General features: G+C 36.2%; 18 protein-coding genes. 2 read left to right on the top strand and 16 right to left on the bottom strand.

The window, feature by feature from the left end:
• Nucleotide 1: 1 nt before the first annotated feature.
• The 13 genes from MUA90_RS07750 to MUA90_RS07690 all read right to left on the bottom strand — a co-directional run bounded on the left by MUA90_RS07750 (nt 2) and on the right by MUA90_RS07690 (nt 9,340).
• On the bottom strand, nt 2–1,090 hold the full coding sequence (locus MUA90_RS07750) for an undecaprenyldiphospho-muramoylpentapeptide beta-N-acetylglucosaminyltransferase (protein WP_114603361.1): 1,089 nt from the start codon (nt 1,088–1,090) through the stop codon (nt 2–4).
• Nucleotides 1,091–1,103: 13 nt separating this feature from the next.
• On the bottom strand, nt 1,104–1,616 hold the full coding sequence (locus MUA90_RS07745) for a GNAT family N-acetyltransferase (protein WP_105992795.1): 513 nt from the start codon (nt 1,614–1,616) through the stop codon (nt 1,104–1,106).
• Between the two features lie 13 nt (nt 1,617–1,629).
• Entirely contained in the window at nt 1,630–3,144 is a 1,515-nt protein-coding gene (locus tag MUA90_RS07740; protein ID WP_262586118.1) for a S41 family peptidase, read from the bottom strand.
• 122 nt (nt 3,145–3,266) lie between these two features.
• On the bottom strand, nt 3,267–3,488 hold the full coding sequence (locus MUA90_RS07735; RefSeq protein ID WP_105992793.1) for a YozE family protein: 222 nt from the start codon (nt 3,486–3,488) through the stop codon (nt 3,267–3,269).
• Entirely contained in the window at nt 3,488–3,988 is a 501-nt protein-coding gene (locus tag MUA90_RS07730) for a PTS sugar transporter subunit IIA (RefSeq protein WP_262586117.1), read from the bottom strand. Before MUA90_RS07730 ends, MUA90_RS07735 begins: the two co-directional genes overlap by 1 nt.
• Nucleotides 3,989–3,991: 3 nt before the next feature.
• Nucleotides 3,992–4,432: a peptide-methionine (R)-S-oxide reductase MsrB gene (gene msrB / locus MUA90_RS07725; RefSeq protein WP_262586115.1), complete on the bottom strand. Its 441-nt coding sequence runs from the start codon at nt 4,430–4,432 to the stop codon at nt 3,992–3,994.
• Between the two features lies 1 nt (nt 4,433).
• Nucleotides 4,434–4,952 carry a peptide-methionine (S)-S-oxide reductase MsrA gene (gene msrA, locus MUA90_RS07720; protein ID WP_262586113.1) on the bottom strand — a complete coding sequence of 173 codons (519 nt, stop codon included), beginning with the start codon at nt 4,950–4,952 and terminating at the stop codon, nt 4,434–4,436.
• Between the two features lie 103 nt (nt 4,953–5,055).
• Nucleotides 5,056–5,895 carry a DegV family protein gene (locus MUA90_RS07715; protein WP_262586111.1) on the bottom strand — a complete coding sequence of 280 codons (840 nt, stop codon included), beginning with the start codon at nt 5,893–5,895 and terminating at the stop codon, nt 5,056–5,058.
• A 12-nt stretch (nt 5,896–5,907) separates the two neighbouring features.
• On the bottom strand, nt 5,908–6,390 hold the full coding sequence (locus tag MUA90_RS07710) for a dihydrofolate reductase (RefSeq protein ID WP_105992788.1): 483 nt from the start codon (nt 6,388–6,390) through the stop codon (nt 5,908–5,910).
• 33 nt (nt 6,391–6,423) lie between these two features.
• A complete protein-coding gene (locus MUA90_RS07705) occupies nt 6,424–7,377 on the bottom strand; it encodes a thymidylate synthase (RefSeq protein WP_262586109.1) in 954 nt (317 codons plus the stop codon).
• Between the two features lie 126 nt (nt 7,378–7,503).
• A complete protein-coding gene (brxA, locus tag MUA90_RS07700; protein WP_262586108.1) occupies nt 7,504–7,938 on the bottom strand; it encodes a bacilliredoxin BrxA in 435 nt (144 codons plus the stop codon).
• Between the two features lie 76 nt (nt 7,939–8,014).
• Nucleotides 8,015–9,130, bottom strand: a complete 1,116-nt coding sequence (locus MUA90_RS07695; protein ID WP_262588820.1) for a conserved virulence factor C family protein — start codon at nt 9,128–9,130, stop codon at nt 8,015–8,017.
• 15 nt (nt 9,131–9,145) lie between these two features.
• Nucleotides 9,146–9,340, bottom strand: a complete 195-nt coding sequence (locus MUA90_RS07690) for a zinc-finger domain-containing protein (RefSeq protein WP_262586106.1) — start codon at nt 9,338–9,340, stop codon at nt 9,146–9,148.
• A gap of 204 nt (nt 9,341–9,544) precedes the next feature.
• On the opposite strand from MUA90_RS07690, the gene MUA90_RS07685 reads away from it, so the two are divergent.
• Nucleotides 9,545–10,252: a queuosine precursor transporter gene (locus MUA90_RS07685; RefSeq protein WP_262586104.1), complete on the top strand. Its 708-nt coding sequence runs from the start codon at nt 9,545–9,547 to the stop codon at nt 10,250–10,252.
• A gap of 45 nt (nt 10,253–10,297) precedes the next feature.
• On the top strand, nt 10,298–10,690 hold the full coding sequence (locus MUA90_RS07680; protein ID WP_262586102.1) for a ribonuclease HI family protein: 393 nt from the start codon (nt 10,298–10,300) through the stop codon (nt 10,688–10,690).
• A 66-nt stretch (nt 10,691–10,756) separates the two neighbouring features.
• Here the strand turns inward: MUA90_RS07680 and MUA90_RS07675 are convergent, their stop codons facing one another.
• From MUA90_RS07675 to rarD, 3 genes are all read right to left on the bottom strand, one after another.
• Complete coding sequence (locus MUA90_RS07675) at nt 10,757–11,644, bottom strand: 5'-3' exonuclease (RefSeq protein ID WP_262586101.1); 888 nt, start codon at nt 11,642–11,644, stop codon at nt 10,757–10,759.
• A gap of 19 nt (nt 11,645–11,663) precedes the next feature.
• Nucleotides 11,664–15,104, bottom strand: coding sequence for a dynamin family protein (locus tag MUA90_RS07670; protein WP_262586100.1), 3,441 nt, complete (start codon nt 15,102–15,104; stop codon nt 11,664–11,666).
• A 138-nt stretch (nt 15,105–15,242) separates the two neighbouring features.
• Nucleotides 15,243–16,139, bottom strand: coding sequence for an EamA family transporter RarD (rarD, locus tag MUA90_RS07665; RefSeq protein ID WP_262586098.1), 897 nt, complete (start codon nt 16,137–16,139; stop codon nt 15,243–15,245).
• Between the last annotated feature and the right edge of the window lie 4 nt (nt 16,140–16,143).

Below are 16,143 nucleotides of genomic sequence, written 5' to 3'. Positions count from 1 at the left end.
ATCAGCTTTCCCTCGTTTCCTTTTGGTTTGTATCCTTAAGAATCTTATCTAATAAATCCTCTTTAGTAAATAATTGGTGGTAGTTAGACATTTGCTTTTCAATGTCTGAACGGTTGGATTCGATTTCATGCAAGGCATCCATAAATTTTTGTTGTGTTGCCTCATCTTCAGGTAATGTCTGTGCATAACCTTTTTCTTGGAAGTATTTAGCGTTATCAATCTGATCGCCGCGTGATTGGTCTAAGCCTAAAGGAATCAGCAACATTGGGATATTCAATGTTAAAAATTCATAAATGGCATTTGCACCTGCACGACTGACAACTATGTCTGTTATCGCAAGCAAATCAGTTAATTCGCTTGTAACGAATTCAAATTGACGGTAGCCTTCTTTATCGATTGTTGAATCTAATAAGCCTTTGCCTGTTAAATGAATGATTTGATATTCTTTCAATAATTCATCTAAGTTGCGGCGGATTAAATCATTAATCGTTTTACTTCCTAAACTGCCGCCCATTACCAAGAGTACTTTTTTATCATTATTAAATCCTGTAAGTTGGTAACCTTGTTCTTTATTACCCGATTTTAAGTCATCTCTAACAGTTGCGCCTACAAAATCTGCTTTGGATTTCGGAAGATATTTCAATGTATCTTCGAATGTAGTATAGATTCTATCCGCAAATTTCAGAGAAATTTTATTCGCTAAACCAGGAGTAATATCTGATTCATGAATAATGACAGGGATATTTAAAGAACGTGCCGCTAATACTACAGGCACAGATACGAAGCCGCCTTTAGAAAAGAGTAAATCCGGTTTTTCTTTTTTCAACACTTTACGTGCATCAAGTATGCCTTTAAGGACTTTGAACACGTCTTTCAAGTTTTCAAAAGAAAGATATCTGCGCAGTTTACCGCTTGAGATTGGAAAATAGGATGTGTGCGGTAATTGCGATGCAATCATATCTTTTTCAATTCCGTTTTTAGAGCCGACATAAAAAGTTTGGTAGCCTCTATCATCAGCGATAGGAATCAAACTTAAATTAACTGAAACATGTCCTACTGTTCCGCCGCCGGTAAATGCAATTTTCGTCATGGTTAATACCTCTCTATTCTTCTTCTAAAATTCTGTAATAAGCATAGAATGCATCCTCTTTATCATAAGGATGATAATCTAAAGTAGCTTCTCCTACTTTGTGGAATCCGAATTTTTTAAATAAGTTTTGAGCACGATGATTGATAGCGTAAGTGTCAGTTAATAATACGTGAACATCATGATCGAGCGCTCGTTCAACAGCAAAGTTGAACAATGCTGTTGCGGCACCTTTATAGTCTTTGGAACCGGCGAGTCTGTGAATGACATAACCGCCGGTTCTATCTATCGGCCATTCAAGTTCATCATACCATTTTGACTGGTTTTGGTCGATAACAATATAACCATAAATCTTATCGTTTTCTTCAAGAACAAACAAAGAATTGTTTTGGATATCTTCTTCAAAATGTTCAATGAGCGGGTAGTGTTCATCCCATTGCGGGTTGTTGTCTTTCTTCATAATTTCTTTTGCATCTTCTGTTAAAGCAGAAATCGCATTTAAATCATTATGTGTTGCAGTTCGAATCATAATTTGAACCCCTTTATTTTAGTTTTTTGAGTAACGTATCTAACATTTCATCTTCTTTGTTTGATTTATCCACTAGTTTTTCAGTGAATTTTTGGTTAGTTTCTATATCAAACGTACCGTTGACTGATAAATCATTTTCTTTTTGGAATTCCTCTACAGCTGATTTCAACTGAGCATCAAAATCTTTGTTTTCATCGCCGGCTTTATAGCCTAAAGCATTCAAGCCGATTTTGATAGATTTAACATTTTTATCATTGTCGCCTTCTTTAAACACTTTATCATCTGGAATGACACTCAGTGATTGATACTTAGGAGATGCAATTTTAACATCAGGCTGGATACCTTTTCCATGAATATATGTGCCATGCGGCGTTAACCATTTCATTTCAGTGTATTTCAATAAAGAGCCGTCTGAATATTCTTTGGTTGTTTGCACAATACCTTTACCAAATGTTTTTTCTCCGTAAACTTTGGCTTTGTTGTAATCTTTCATTGCACCTGTAAAGACTTCTGATGCACTTGCAGAACCTTCATTTACTAAGATTGAGACTTCCATGTCTTTGGCTTCTTTTAAAGCATCTGTCGGTGTATCTACAGACTCGATTGTTTTGCCTTTTTGAAGTTTTACGGCAGGTTTGTTTTTATCGATAAAGATATTTGCCATCTTCACAGCTTCATTCAATAAACCGCCAGGGTTGTTACGCAAGTCTATTACAATCTTTTTGACACCTTGTTTATGTGCTTTCATAATATTTGTTTTTAATTCTGCAGCGGTATTTTCTTGGAATTTATTGATGGTAAATACGCCGACATCGCCTTCTTTTTTATATTCGACACTTTTAACATGAATTTTTTCACGTTTGATTGTAATGTCGCGTTCTTGATGTGCACGTTCAACGGTCAATGTTACTTTTGTACCTTCTTTACCTCTGACCATTTTCACAACTTCAGTTAAAGACTTGCCTTTAATCAATTTGTCGTCGACTTTAGTGACCACGTCTTTTGGTTGAAGACCAGCACGTTCAGCCGGTGAACCTTTCATCGGGCTGGTTACGCTGATTTCTTTGTTGCGCTGCTGCATTTCTGCGCCGATACCGACAAAGTCGCCTGAAACATCTTCGTTAAAGGATTTTGTTTCTTCTGTTGTCATATATTGCGAATAAGGGTCTTTAAGCTCTTTCACCATTCCGTTGATTGCGGCTTCAGAAAGCTTCTCAGGATCTTGTTTTTTATAATAGTCATTCGCTAAAGTTTGGTATGTACTTTCGACCTTGCTGAATGATTTTCTTTGTTCTTTATCTAAACCTGAAAATTTATGGGAGATTGCAATGGTCGCAAAAACCGTCAATAGAATCGTCAAAATAAATGCTAAGATACTGAATGTAATCAGTTTCCATCTTTTAATTGTAAAGAACTTGGGTGTTTTCTTGGTTTGATGCTCATCCGAAGATTGAGGTGTTTCATCATTATGGTCTGTCACGCTGATACGCTCCTTCCTTACTATACATAGCTGTATAGAATGTATCATTCTGCTGATTTGAAGAATGAAACGATAATTTATTTTATCAAATTCAGGCGTTTCATCAACTAATATAGATTTATAATCGCAAAAAAGGTTGGTGCACTTCACACCAACCTTGAGTCAAATATTTAAAATTTTAACCATTCCTGGTATTCTTCAAATAAATCATCAAAGACATACATCGGCAAACTGATAGAAGCTTCAGTTTCAATATAGTCAGACAATGTATGAAAATCCGATTCATGTTTTGGAAAAGCTAAATCATCAAAAATCTGTTCAGCCAGCCGACCTTTATCATCTGGTCTGCCGCGCACTGTCAGTGCAAATTGATAGAATGAATAATCTTTCATTAAGCCATAGTCACATCAATTACTTTAGTTTCATTTTTAACTAATTGATCTTGTGCATGAATATCAATGTTTTCAGCTTGATCAGTGTTAGTGATAATAATCGGTGAGATAACAGATTTCGCATTTTGTGAAATATAATCTAAATCAAATTCAACTAACGGATCTCCGACACTTACAGTATCTCCGCTTTCAACTAGAACTTTGAAACCTTCACCGTTCAATTGAACTGTATCTAAACCGATATGAATTAATAATTCCAAACCGTTATCTGCTTTTAAACCTAAAGCATGGCTTGTTGGGAAGACATTATCGACTTTACCGTTAATCGGTGATACAACAACACCTTCGCTTGGATTGATGCCGAAGCCTTCACCCATCATTTTTTGAGCAAAAACTGGGTCTGGAATGTCTTCGATATTTACATACTCGCCTGAAATCGGCGCATAAATTTCAATGTCTTTTTCTACTGGATTATCTTTACCAAAAAGTTTTTTAAACATAATTTATTTCTCTCCTTGATCCTTGAAATGTGGAATCAAATCACCATATCCAAGTTCTTCTAATTTATCATATGGAATAAATTGAACTGCTGCTGAATTAATACAGTATCTTAAACCGCCTGTTTCTTTCGGACCATCGTTAAAGACATGGCCTAAGTGGCTGTCGCTGCCTTCAGAACGTACTTCAGTTCGAACCATACCGAAAGATTTATCGACAAGTTCAATAACATCATCATCAGACAATGCTTTTGAAAAACTTGGCCAGCCGCAATCAGATTCGAATTTCTCTTCTGAAGTGAAAAGCGGTTTGCCAGACAGCTTGTCTACATATATACCCTTTTCGAAATGATTCCAATACTCGTTTTGGAAAGGAGGTTCAGTTCCGTTTTCTTGTGTAACAAGATACTCTAAATCGTTTAATTCATTTTTGTTTTTCTTTAGCAATTTAATCCCCCCAATGTCTTTCTATAAAGTCCTTGCGTCCAGAGCCTTTTTGATATTGCTCATAATGCATTGGATTCTTCTTATAGTAGTCTTGGTGATATTCTTCAGCCGGATAAAAGTTTTTATAAGGCTTAACCGGTGTAATGACGGGCTTATCAAAAATCATTTGTTCATTCAATTCTTGAATTTTAGATAATGCTGCTTTTTTCTGTTCTTCATCATGGTAGAAAATGACCGGTTGGTAACTTTCGCCGCGATCGAAGAATTGACCGCCATTATCCGTTGGGTCAAATGTTTTGAAATAAACATCTAATATATTTTCAAAAGAAGTCACGTTTTCGTCATATTCGATTTGAACAGCTTCAACATGACCTGTTTGATTCGTACATACTTGTTCATAAGTTGGGTTTTCTACGTGGCCGCCGCTGTATCCTGACACAATATTTTTGATTCCAGGATATGATGTGAAAGGTTTTACCATACACCAGAAACAGCCGCCGGCTAATGTTGCATATGCCAAAATATTACCTCCATTCGGCGTCTTGTCAATTTTAAAATTATCATGATTGCATAGGATTTTCTATTAATCTGCTTTGACAAAAGGATGTTTCAAGCTGTATTGTTTACGATTCTCTTAATACAACAAATCCAATGGCACCTTGTCCTGTATGTGTTGAAATCACAGGTGTTGTGATATTGATTTCAAATTCAGGGTTATTTTCATCAATTGTAAACTGTTGTTTGACTTTTTCTACAAAATCTAACGCATTCGCATGAGATATGCCGATCTTTTTAATGGAGTGCTGATCGATAAATGATGCTAATTCCTTTTTAATCATTTGAATACATGACTTTTGTGTTCGTGCATTATGCAGGATTTTAATACGTCCGTCTTCTAAAATACCGACGGGTTTCAAACGCATCATATTCCCAATCATACCTTTTGCTTTACCGATACGCCCGCCTTTGATTAATTGATTTAATTGTCCAATCACGACAAAGAGTTTAATGTTGCTTTGCAAATGGTGAAGTTTATCCAATATTTCTTCTGTTGATAACCCTTCATTATTCCATTCGACAATATGCTCCAGCTGAAAGCCTAAACCGAAAGAAATAGATTTAGAGTCGATAACAGTTACTTTAGAATCTGTCATTTGGCTGGCTTGATAAGCAGTTTGGAATGTTCCGCTGAGGCCTGAAGTCATATGGATACTAATAATTTCAGAGCCGTCTTTGCCCAGTTCATCGTACATCTCGATGAACTTGCCGATCGGAGGCTGGCTTGTTTTAATATCAGCGTCTTCTTCAATCAGTTCGATGACTCTTTCAGAAGAAATATCTTGCTGATCTACATATGAAACACCATCGATAGTCAGGTTTAAAGGAATTACATGTATATCGTTTGCTTCTAAATAAGATTGAGGCAAATCTGATGTTGAGTCTGTTACAATTTTTTTACGCATGCCGATAACCTCCTATTGCTTTTTGCGAACTAAATGCAGAAATGTATGCGGAATCGTATTTTTCTCATCTAGTTCTCCTTTAACTGCAGATTCTACTTCCCAATCTTCGAATGTATAAGGCGGGAAGAATGTATCTCCTTGGTATTTGTCCTCGATTACCGTGATATACATATCGTCTACTTTATCGATAAACTCTTCAAATAAAGTTTGACCGCCGAATACAAAGACATGTCCCGGCAAATCGAAAATATCATCAAAATGATGAATCACATCTACACCTTCAGGATTAAAAGATTCGTTGCTTGTCAGCACTACGTTGCGTCTGTTTGGAAGCGGTTTGCCGATAGATTCATAAGTTTTGCGTCCCATTACTAACGTATTGCCTGTACTTAATTTTTTTACGTGCTTTAAATCATTAGGCAAATGCCAAGGTAATTGGTTGTCTTTGCCGATAACTCTATTTTGATCATGTGCAACAAGAATAGATAATGTCATGTAATTATCCCCTTTCAAATCGTCTTTTTATATTTAAACTGCAATCGGCGCTTTAATACCAGGGTGAGATTGGTAATCGATAATTTCCAAGTCCTCATATTCAATATCGAATAGAGAACGGTCTGAATTAATCTTAAGTTCAGGCGGTGCATAACTATCTCGGCTCAATTGTTTTTGAATTGCATCAATGTGATTTGAATAAATATGTGCATCACCGAATGTATGCACAAACTCTCCCACTTCAAGTCCGCATTCTTTAGCTATCAAATGTGTCAGCAAACTGTAGCTTGCGATATTAAAAGGTACACCTAAGAATATGTCTGCGCTGCGTTGATACAATTGACAGCTTAGTTTGCCGTCTTGTACATAGAATTGGAACATTGTATGACAAGGCGGTAAAGCCATTGTGTCGATTTCAGATGGATTCCAAGCAGATACAATGTGGCGTCTTGATGTAGGATTGTTTTTAATCTGTTCTATTACTGTCGCTAATTGGTCATAATGCTTGCCGTCAGCACCTACCCAATCTCGCCATTGTTTACCATATACATTCCCTAAATCACCGTGTTTTTCCGCAAATGTATCATCATTTAAAATACGTGATTTGAATTTTTCCATTTCTTCTTGGTACAACGCATTGAATTCTGGATCTTGCAAGGCGCGATGACCGAAGTTCGTCATATCTGGACCTTGATAGTCTTCTGATGCAACATATTTTTCAAATGCCCATTCATTCCAAATGTTATTATTATATTCTAGTAAGTATTTGATATTTGTATCGCCTTTAATAAACCAAATCAGCTCCGTTGCGACTAACTTAAAAGATACTTTTTTAGTCGTAAGCAGCGGAAAGCCTTTACTTAAATCAAAACGCAATTGATGACCGAATTTAGAAATAGTTCCTGTGTGCGTACGATCATCGCGTTCGTTACCGATGGCTAAAATTTCTTCGCATAAATCATGATAAGCTTTATCGAATGGATTCATATACGCGACCTCCTTTTTAATATGTATCACTTTATAAAAAAATGGGACAATTGATGAGCATGCATATCCTACCCATCAAAAATTGTCCCGTACCTCCTATTTAATCAATCAAATAGAAATTAATAATTAACAATTCTCATCGAACATGTCTTTAATATCCATACAAATATCTTGGATGTCGCGACCTTCGATATATTCACGCGGCATAAAGTGTTTTAATTCTGTGCCTTTAAATAAAGCATAAGACGGACTTGAAGGTACTTGTTGTATAAATTCTCTCATTTCTTGTGTTGCTTCTTTATCTTGACCAGCAAAAACAGTTACTTTATGGTCTGGTTTCTTATCATTTTGTTCTGCTACTGCTACAGCTGCAGGACGCGCTAAACCAGCTGCGCAACCGCAAGTCGAATTAATCACTACAAAAGTAGTTTCATCTGCACCGACATTATTCATATAATTGTCTACTGCTTCTACAGTTTCTAAACTTTCAAAATCATTTTGTGTTAACTCATTACGCATACCTTGTGCGAGTTCTTTCATATATGCTTCATATGGATTCATAATATACACTCCTATATCAATTATAGTTTATTTTACATGAAAAATTCCGAAATGTAATCTATTTCAACTGAATCGATTATTTATTGCGGTTTGCGATTTGTTTCCAAACAGAGCCTAATGCTTCATCGCCTTTTTCAATTCTGGAAATCGCCATTTGAATTTGAAGTTTTACCTCATAAGCGTCGTCATCCTCGTGTGCTTTCAATGCAGGAAGCTGTGCTTCTCCGCCTTCATCAAACATAAACATTGCTGCGCGCCAGCGTACAATTTTTTGAGGATCATCTAAAGCTTTTTCCATTTCCGGCAATGCAGCTTTAAAGCCTAAATCGCTTAAACCATCGCCTGCAGTTCGGCGTACACCTGGATTTTTATCTTGTAAACCTTGATACATATAAGGTAACACAGATTCATCTTCTACCATACTTGCAAGTACGATTGCTTCTCGTCGTATCGGTACTTTTGAGTGCGCTAATGCTGTTTCTAATAATGGATAGTCTTCTTTTGTCGGTGTTGGGAAGGATTTCAGCATTCTCAGTTGTGCTTTCCAATCTTCCGCTTGATTAAATTCATCCACAGTAACGTGCTGATATTTAGTTTCAGGCACTACAATATCTGTTTCCAGTGCTTCTTGTTTCATAGCGTCCAATTTGTCTTGAGGGTACATTGCGATGATTTCTTCTTCGACAGCTTCCATTACTTCTGCCACATCGCCGTAACGTGTGCCTAAGTCTTCCCATTTGCGCATAAAGACCACGTTGTCATCGTCTTTTTGTGCAGCAAGCATGGTATCTACAAAGTTTGCCGGCAATTGTTTGCGCTGTTCGTCGTCAGTTGTTGTCAATTTGATTTGATAAGGAATACCTTTGAATTTTAAGACCTCAGCTTTAACTTCACCGAAATGTTCGTCTGGTTTTGGTTCATCTGCCGATGCAGTATCCTCATCGCCTAGTGCAGCGGTAATATTCGGCAATACCGTTTCCCAATCTGCTTTAGGCTGTTTGTCGATGGCCAGGAAATCAATCACGTAAAAAATGGATTTGACACCTTCTACCTCTAATAAACGATTGATAAAATCAGGTTGCCCTTCTTTTACTTTTGTATATGTGGAGGATTGATTGTCCTCTCTTTGTTTACTAAGTACCACCTTCATGGTATTCGGACTTGGTGTGGGTTCGACACGAACGATTTCCATCAAAATAACCTCCAATTATTGTAATTCATTACCAAACTGCTTGATTTGTTTCCCTACTGAACATTCACCGATACAAAAATGATGGGCATATGTTTTGCCCTTAGTTTTACGATTATATTGTTTGAGATCGCAATTTTTGCAGTAAGTGTTCAGCAAATCATCAATTGAATCAAGCGCTCGTTTTTCTGATTTTGAAAAAATAATCGTCACTCCCTTTTCAAATTAATACCACCCTAAATGGTTTTAAGGACGATTAATTTAGCATCATTATATCATGCGAGCGGTATGAGTTCATCTCTCCGATTTCGATTGTAATTCAATCGCCATTGCATTTAAGAGATAAATTATATAGAATATATTAGTTGAGTTGCGGTTTCTAAACACCCGCTTTAACAAAATTTAGGAGGTTTAATCATGTTTTACAATGAAATATTAGGTGTTATTGCCTTTTTAGTAAAATTCACTTTAATGGTTGCGATGTACCGTCTGTTCGGCAAACAAGGTTTGATTGCTTGGGTCGCTATCGGGACAGTTATTGCAAATATTCAAGTAATCAAAACGGTAGATATCTTCACGATTTCTGCGACATTAGGTAATGTGATGTTCGCATCGATTTATCTTGCTACGGATATTTTGAATGATATCTACGGACGCAAAGTAGCTAAGCGTGCAGTATGGATGGGCTTTTCATCTTCGCTGGTTATGATTATCTTGATGCAGTTGTCGCTGCACTTTGTTCCGGCACCTGAAGATATGGCGCAAAAAGCCTTGAGTACGATTTTTAATATTGTGCCGAGAATCGCTTTAGGTTCGATTATCGCATATATTATAGGTCAGCACTTTGATGTCTTTATCTTCAATGCGATTAAAAAAGTATTCCATTCAGATCGCACATTTGCACTGAGAGCGTACGGCAGTACAATTTTAAGTTCCATTATCGATACAGCATTATTTGTAAGTATCGCATTTATCGGTCTTTTACCTGGCGGTGCAGTATTTGAAATCTTTATTACGACTTATTTCTTGAAACTGCTTGCGACATTATTTAATGTACCATTTGGCTATTGGGCCAAATCCATGTATCGTAAAGGTAAGATACAATCAAAAGATGAAGGCTACTAAGTATTTATATACATTTAAATTATTGAGATAAGGATGGAAATGCGTATGGCTAAAATTTATTTTGATGCGGCAGTGAAAGGTAATCCTGGACCAGCATCTATTGCAGTTGTCATTATCGAAGAGAATGAACGTCAAATCTTTACGCATGATATCGCACCTACTGATAATCATTCAGCAGAATGGCAAGCGTTTAATTATGCATTAGACTGTGCTTTGAAAATGAATGTCTCGACGGCATTGATTTCAACAGACTCTAAATTAATTACAGATAGTTTAGATAAGGGCTTTGCGAAAAATGCGAAGTTTAAAGGTTATTTGGTAAAAGCAGCTCAAAAGATGAAAGATTTTGATTTATGTCTGATAGACTGGATTCCTAGAGCTCAAAATAAAGAAGCTAATCATCATGCGCAGCAAGCTTTATATCAACAATTAAAATAGCAGATATAATAAGAAAGACGGGAATGAACTTTGACTATAATAGTCGCGGTGCATTCCCGTCTTTTTTTAAAATGGCATAAACTCTCGTTCGATAAATTTTTTAGATACTCTTAAGTCGTGTTCATCCAGTACATTAAAGACATCGATAAAATCTAAGTCATAATGCATTTGATTAAAGAGTGACGGAACATCCAGCGGTACACTGGTATGAATTTGTGCAAGTTGTTTAGAAAGTTTTAAATCATCTAATTGACTCACGATTTTCTTTTGCTGTGCTGGCGTCAGTTCATTGATATGTTCAATGACATTTTCTACAGATTGATATTTCAAAATCAATTTATGCGCAGTCTTTTCTCCGATACCTTTGACCCCTGGATAGCCGTCTGCGCTGTCGCCCATAAATGCTTTGATGTCGATGAGTTGAAGCGGATCTAATTGATATTCTTCTTGATAGCGTTTCAAATCATATCGGTTATAAATGTTAAAGCCTTTTTTCGTTAACCATACTTCAACATTAGCATTAATACATTGCAGGATATCTTTATCACCTGTCACGATATAAATTTCATTGTCGTGTGACAATTCATGACTTAAAGTGCCGATGACATCATCAGCTTCATAATTTTTCGCTCCAATGTTTAAGAATCCCAACGCATTTGAAACATCTTTAACAAGATCAAATTGCGGTATCAATTCATCTGGCGGTGCAGGACGATGTTTTTTATATTCTGTAAACATTTCATTTCTGAAAGTATGCTGTCCCATATCCCAGCAAACTGCAATGTGCGAAGGATTAATTGTGTCGATTGCCGAGAAGATGTGGCGCACGAATCCTTGGACACCATTTGTAGGCACACCGTTAGAATCTCTCATAAATTGATGATGAATGCTTGTAGCATGGAAATGGCGGAATAATAACGCCATTCCATCTACGAGCAATACTTTGTTTGTCATACTACTTCCTCTTTCTGCATTAAATAATTTGTTTTAACTGTTCATTCGCTTGATTGATTTGAGAAATCAAGCTGCTGTCGATTTTAACTTCAAGCAATGTTTGTGCTTGTTGATGAATTTCGTTTGAAATCTCATCCAATTGCTTATCAGCAGTTTTGCCCATTTCAGACACTTGCTGTTCTAACTCTTGGCGCAATCTGCTGATATTGCTTTGTAATAAATCCACAGTCTCGTAAGTAATTTGTTCTTGCAATTCTTTTTGTGATTTTAATTGCAATAAACGTTTTTTCGTTAACTTCTTAGGCAGATTGTCATACATTTTGGTGAAATCAATGTGCATTGTAGTAATCGCATCTTTATCCATTTCGATACTGAAATGCGGATGCAATAAAATATGCAATTGATTTAACTGTTTGACGATTGGCGCAAACTGATCTTCCAACTGCTTATTGAAGAACTTTTTAATCCGTTCAGCGATCAATGTTTGTTCCATATATAATCTGCCATGTACTTGTTCTAAATAAGTTTGTACAGCATCGCGCTTTTCTTGATCGAAGTCTTTGTTTTTAGTCATTTGTGCATTAAACACTGTACGTACTTCATCGAAGAGTTGAATTTTCAAACGTTCATTCAAGTGGTAGACTTGGTCTTCTACTTCGTTATAAACATGTTGTTTCGTTGTTTTAAGCGTTGTACTTGGAATCGCCCCTTTTTGTTCGATTTTACGAATTTCTTGCTGGCGGGCTTCCATTTCTGCTCTGTTGTTTTGATAGTCTTCAGACATTTGCGTAAAGGATGCACTGATTTGTTCTAATTGTGCTTTCATTTGCTGCTGAAGTACTACTTTTGATTCGACTTCCGCAAAATAATCTAAGCTTTCTTTAAGTTGATTTAACCCTTCATCGCCTTCTTTTAAAGCACGGCGGCTAGAAACAGAATAAAGCTTAGCAGGCATGTTGACTTGATTTAGTGCATCCGCAACATAGTCTTCTACAGCTTCTAAGTCTTCTGTTGATTCAGCTAAATCAACCGCATTGATAATCATCTTGAATGTTTGATTTTCATTTAATTGGTTCATTTCCTTCATGTATTCGATAAAGGCTTTATCATTATCTGTAAATGAATGGTTAAAGTAGCTTACATATAAAATCAAATCAGATGATGTTAAAATCTTTTCAGTCTCATTAGAGTGGCGCTGGTTGTTGGAATATAATCCTAAAGAGTCGACAATGATTTTGTTTTTCAGCCAATCTATAGGCAAGTTCAGATGTACCGTTTCTACAAAGGCCGCATATTCATCTTGTGCACTCCATTTTTTCACTTCATCTTGATCAATCGCATGTTTATATCCGTCTTTAATCATATCTTGATATAAATCAAGCTGACCTTTTACTGCGTTCACAAATGCAAGCTGTTCTTTCTTCAATGCATTTTTCAATGCAGTGGTATCAGTTGCTTTGAAATCATCTAAGCTGTCAAAATGGAACTTTTGCGATTCTACAAGCTGATTTAATTCAGCTAAAAGCTGAGGTGCTTGTTTTAAAGTAATGGCAGTGGAATCTCCATAAGAGAGTTCAGTCGTTGCGGCAGTTGTCGGATTAGGCGAACTTACTAAATAATTGTCGCCGAGCAGCGCATTAATCAAGCTGCTTTTACCAGCACTGAAAGTACCAAAGACACCGATTTTAACAATCTGCTGATCCATACGATCAATGGCTGATTTCAATTCTTCTTTGGTTTGATTGAACAACGGTACAGGTTCAATAATGTCTATACCTTGTTTAATCGTTGCAATATCGATATCAGAAGTCAGTTCTGAAGTTTGATGAACTTTTTGCGTTTGTTTTTCGGGCTGTTCTAATTCAGCTTTGCTGTAAGTCACTTCAGTGCGGTCAATCAGTTTATCTAAAGAGTCGTCTAAGTGAATGTAATAGTGCTGATAGTTTCTTGTCACAAGCGATTCTCGTAATTTACGCAGTTCGATATATTTTTCATAATCATTTTGATCAGTTTCTTCTTCATCATCGATGTGCTGCGTTTCTGCGTTTTCAATTGCACGTTTTAACAAAGGTTCTGATTCTTTTTTGATGAATCGGTGAATTGCTTTTACAACGTCATCGCAGAAGTTTAATACATAAGCATTAGAGATGCTCATTTGCTCTTGGTATAAATCAGTCACTAAAGCAGCAGGTATTTGATAATGCTGATTCAAAATAGCTTGGTTGACGTCTGTTTGATTGATAAAACGAGTCAAGAAAGACATGTCTTCGCGCATCGGCTGGCGTATCTGCTGATTGACAATATCTTGCAGCGCATCCATCACATTTTGAAGGCGCTCTTCCCTTGCCTCTTCAGTTTTCTTTTTCTTATTAAATAATCCGCCCACTTTGAATGTTTTAACTTGGCTTTCTAAGTAGAGGCGTATTTTTTCACGCATTTCATGCGGCATTAAATAAGCATTTTCTAAAATAGTTTTACGCTGATAATCTAAATAATTATAAAGTTTATCAGGGTCATTTAAAAGTTGTGCCTCTTCACTTACAGATTGGTTTTGCTGGAAGTTTAAATATACTTGATCAAATTGTTCCGCATCTATATCAAGGTTTGCTAGAATATCTTGCATTTCTGATTGGATATAAGACTTTTGGTCTTCCGTAATATATTGCGTAATCCGCTCAATATAATCCTCCATAGATTCACGATTGTTATCTTGCTCGATTAAGAAATCAGAAAGTGCATCAATTTGATTTTCTGGATGTTCATATTTAGATACATAGAAAGTTTTCAGTAATTCTAAATCCCATTCTGAAACGGCATTTTCAATGTTTTGTTTAAATGTTTCAAATGATAACTCTTCATCGTTATGTTTATCAATTTGGTTTATCACAAATACAACTGGAATACCTGCATGGTTCAAGCGTTTCATGAATTGGAAATTCATTGCTGATTGAACGTGGTTGTAGTCTACAGTATAAAAGACAATGTTGCTGGTAAACATAAATTGTTCTGTAGATGCTTGGTGCAATGCAACATTGGAATCCACACCAGGTGTATCTTGCAGAGTAAATCCTTTTTTAAACTTATCTGACTCAAAACGAATTTCAACAGACTCTACATCCCCATTTTGTCTGTTTAACTTTTTTACTTCTTCATAATTATCTAATCGTGTATATTTTTGACCTTCTAGATTAGCTATAATCTCATTTTTGTCCGCAACACTTACGATTGCGGTATTACTTGTTGTCGGCACTGGTGAACTCGGCAAAATTTCTTGTTCTAATAATAAATTGATCAGTGTCGATTTGCCTGCTGAGAAGTGACCGACGAAAGTTAATGTATATTGATCTAAGTAGACTTTTTTAATCACTTGATTAATGACATGAACCAAATCTTGGTGATTAGATTTTTCTACTTCTTTTTTTAATTTATATAAAATATCTAATTGGTTGCTGCTCGTCATAGACTATGTACCCCTTTATAAATAACGTTGACTTAATTGTATACTAAATAGCGGTTACTCTAAAGGATTAAAACTGATGAGAGGATATAAAAAAAGATGCATCAAACTCATACTTAAACAAGTTTGATGCATAATTGATTATAGTCCTGGATTATTTGCACGTTTAATTTGTATGTAGCGAGAAATGCTATATACAATAATACCTGCCCAAATAAAGATAAATGTAACGAACTGATTAGTATCAAATGGTTCGTTATACACAAAGACACCTAAAATAAAGATTAATGTCGGACCTACATATTGAATGAATCCCATGAGTGATAAAGGAATTCTGCGTGCCCCTGCTGAGAATGAAATTAACGGAATGGCTGTAATAGCCCCTGAGAATAACAGCCAAAATGTCGGCATGTTGATGCCGATTGTTGTTTGGTGTGTCAACCATAAGTATCCGATGTATACGAATGCTGCCGGTGTTGTGACGATACATTCAAATGTAATACTGCTTAAAGCATCGATAGGTACGATTTTCTTTAATAGTCCGTAAAAACCGAATGACAATGCAAGAATGATAGAAACGATTGGGAATTCTCCAATCTTAACCGTCATATAAATCACACCAATCAGCGCCAGCAAAATTGCAACCCATTCCATTTTGTTGAACTTCTCTTTTAAGAAAATCATTGCGAGCACAATACTCACAAGCGGATTGATATAATAACCTAGACTAGTTTGCAGCACATGGTGGTTATTTACGGCCCAGATAAAGGTACCCCAGTTCAGTGTAATAATATAACCTGCCGCAATGAGTGCCCATAATTGTTTTGTTGTTAATGCTTTGATGCTGCTGATAAACTGATCTTTTTTACCAATCGCAACGATTAAGACAACCATGAATATCATGGAAAGCACGATTCGATAAGCCAGTACCTCAAAAGGACTGATATCACCAAGCATCGACCAATAAATAGGTAATGTTCCCCAAAGTATATACGCTATAAGGGAATACAATATCCCGCGTTTGAATTCATTGTTCAATGAT

It is taken from the genome of Staphylococcus sp. IVB6181, from assembly GCF_025561445.1.
GTDB classification, from domain to species: domain Bacteria; phylum Bacillota; class Bacilli; order Staphylococcales; family Staphylococcaceae; genus Staphylococcus; species Staphylococcus simulans_B.
Note: the sequence above shows the minus strand (reverse complement) of the source record. Positions and strands in the feature narration are given on the sequence as shown.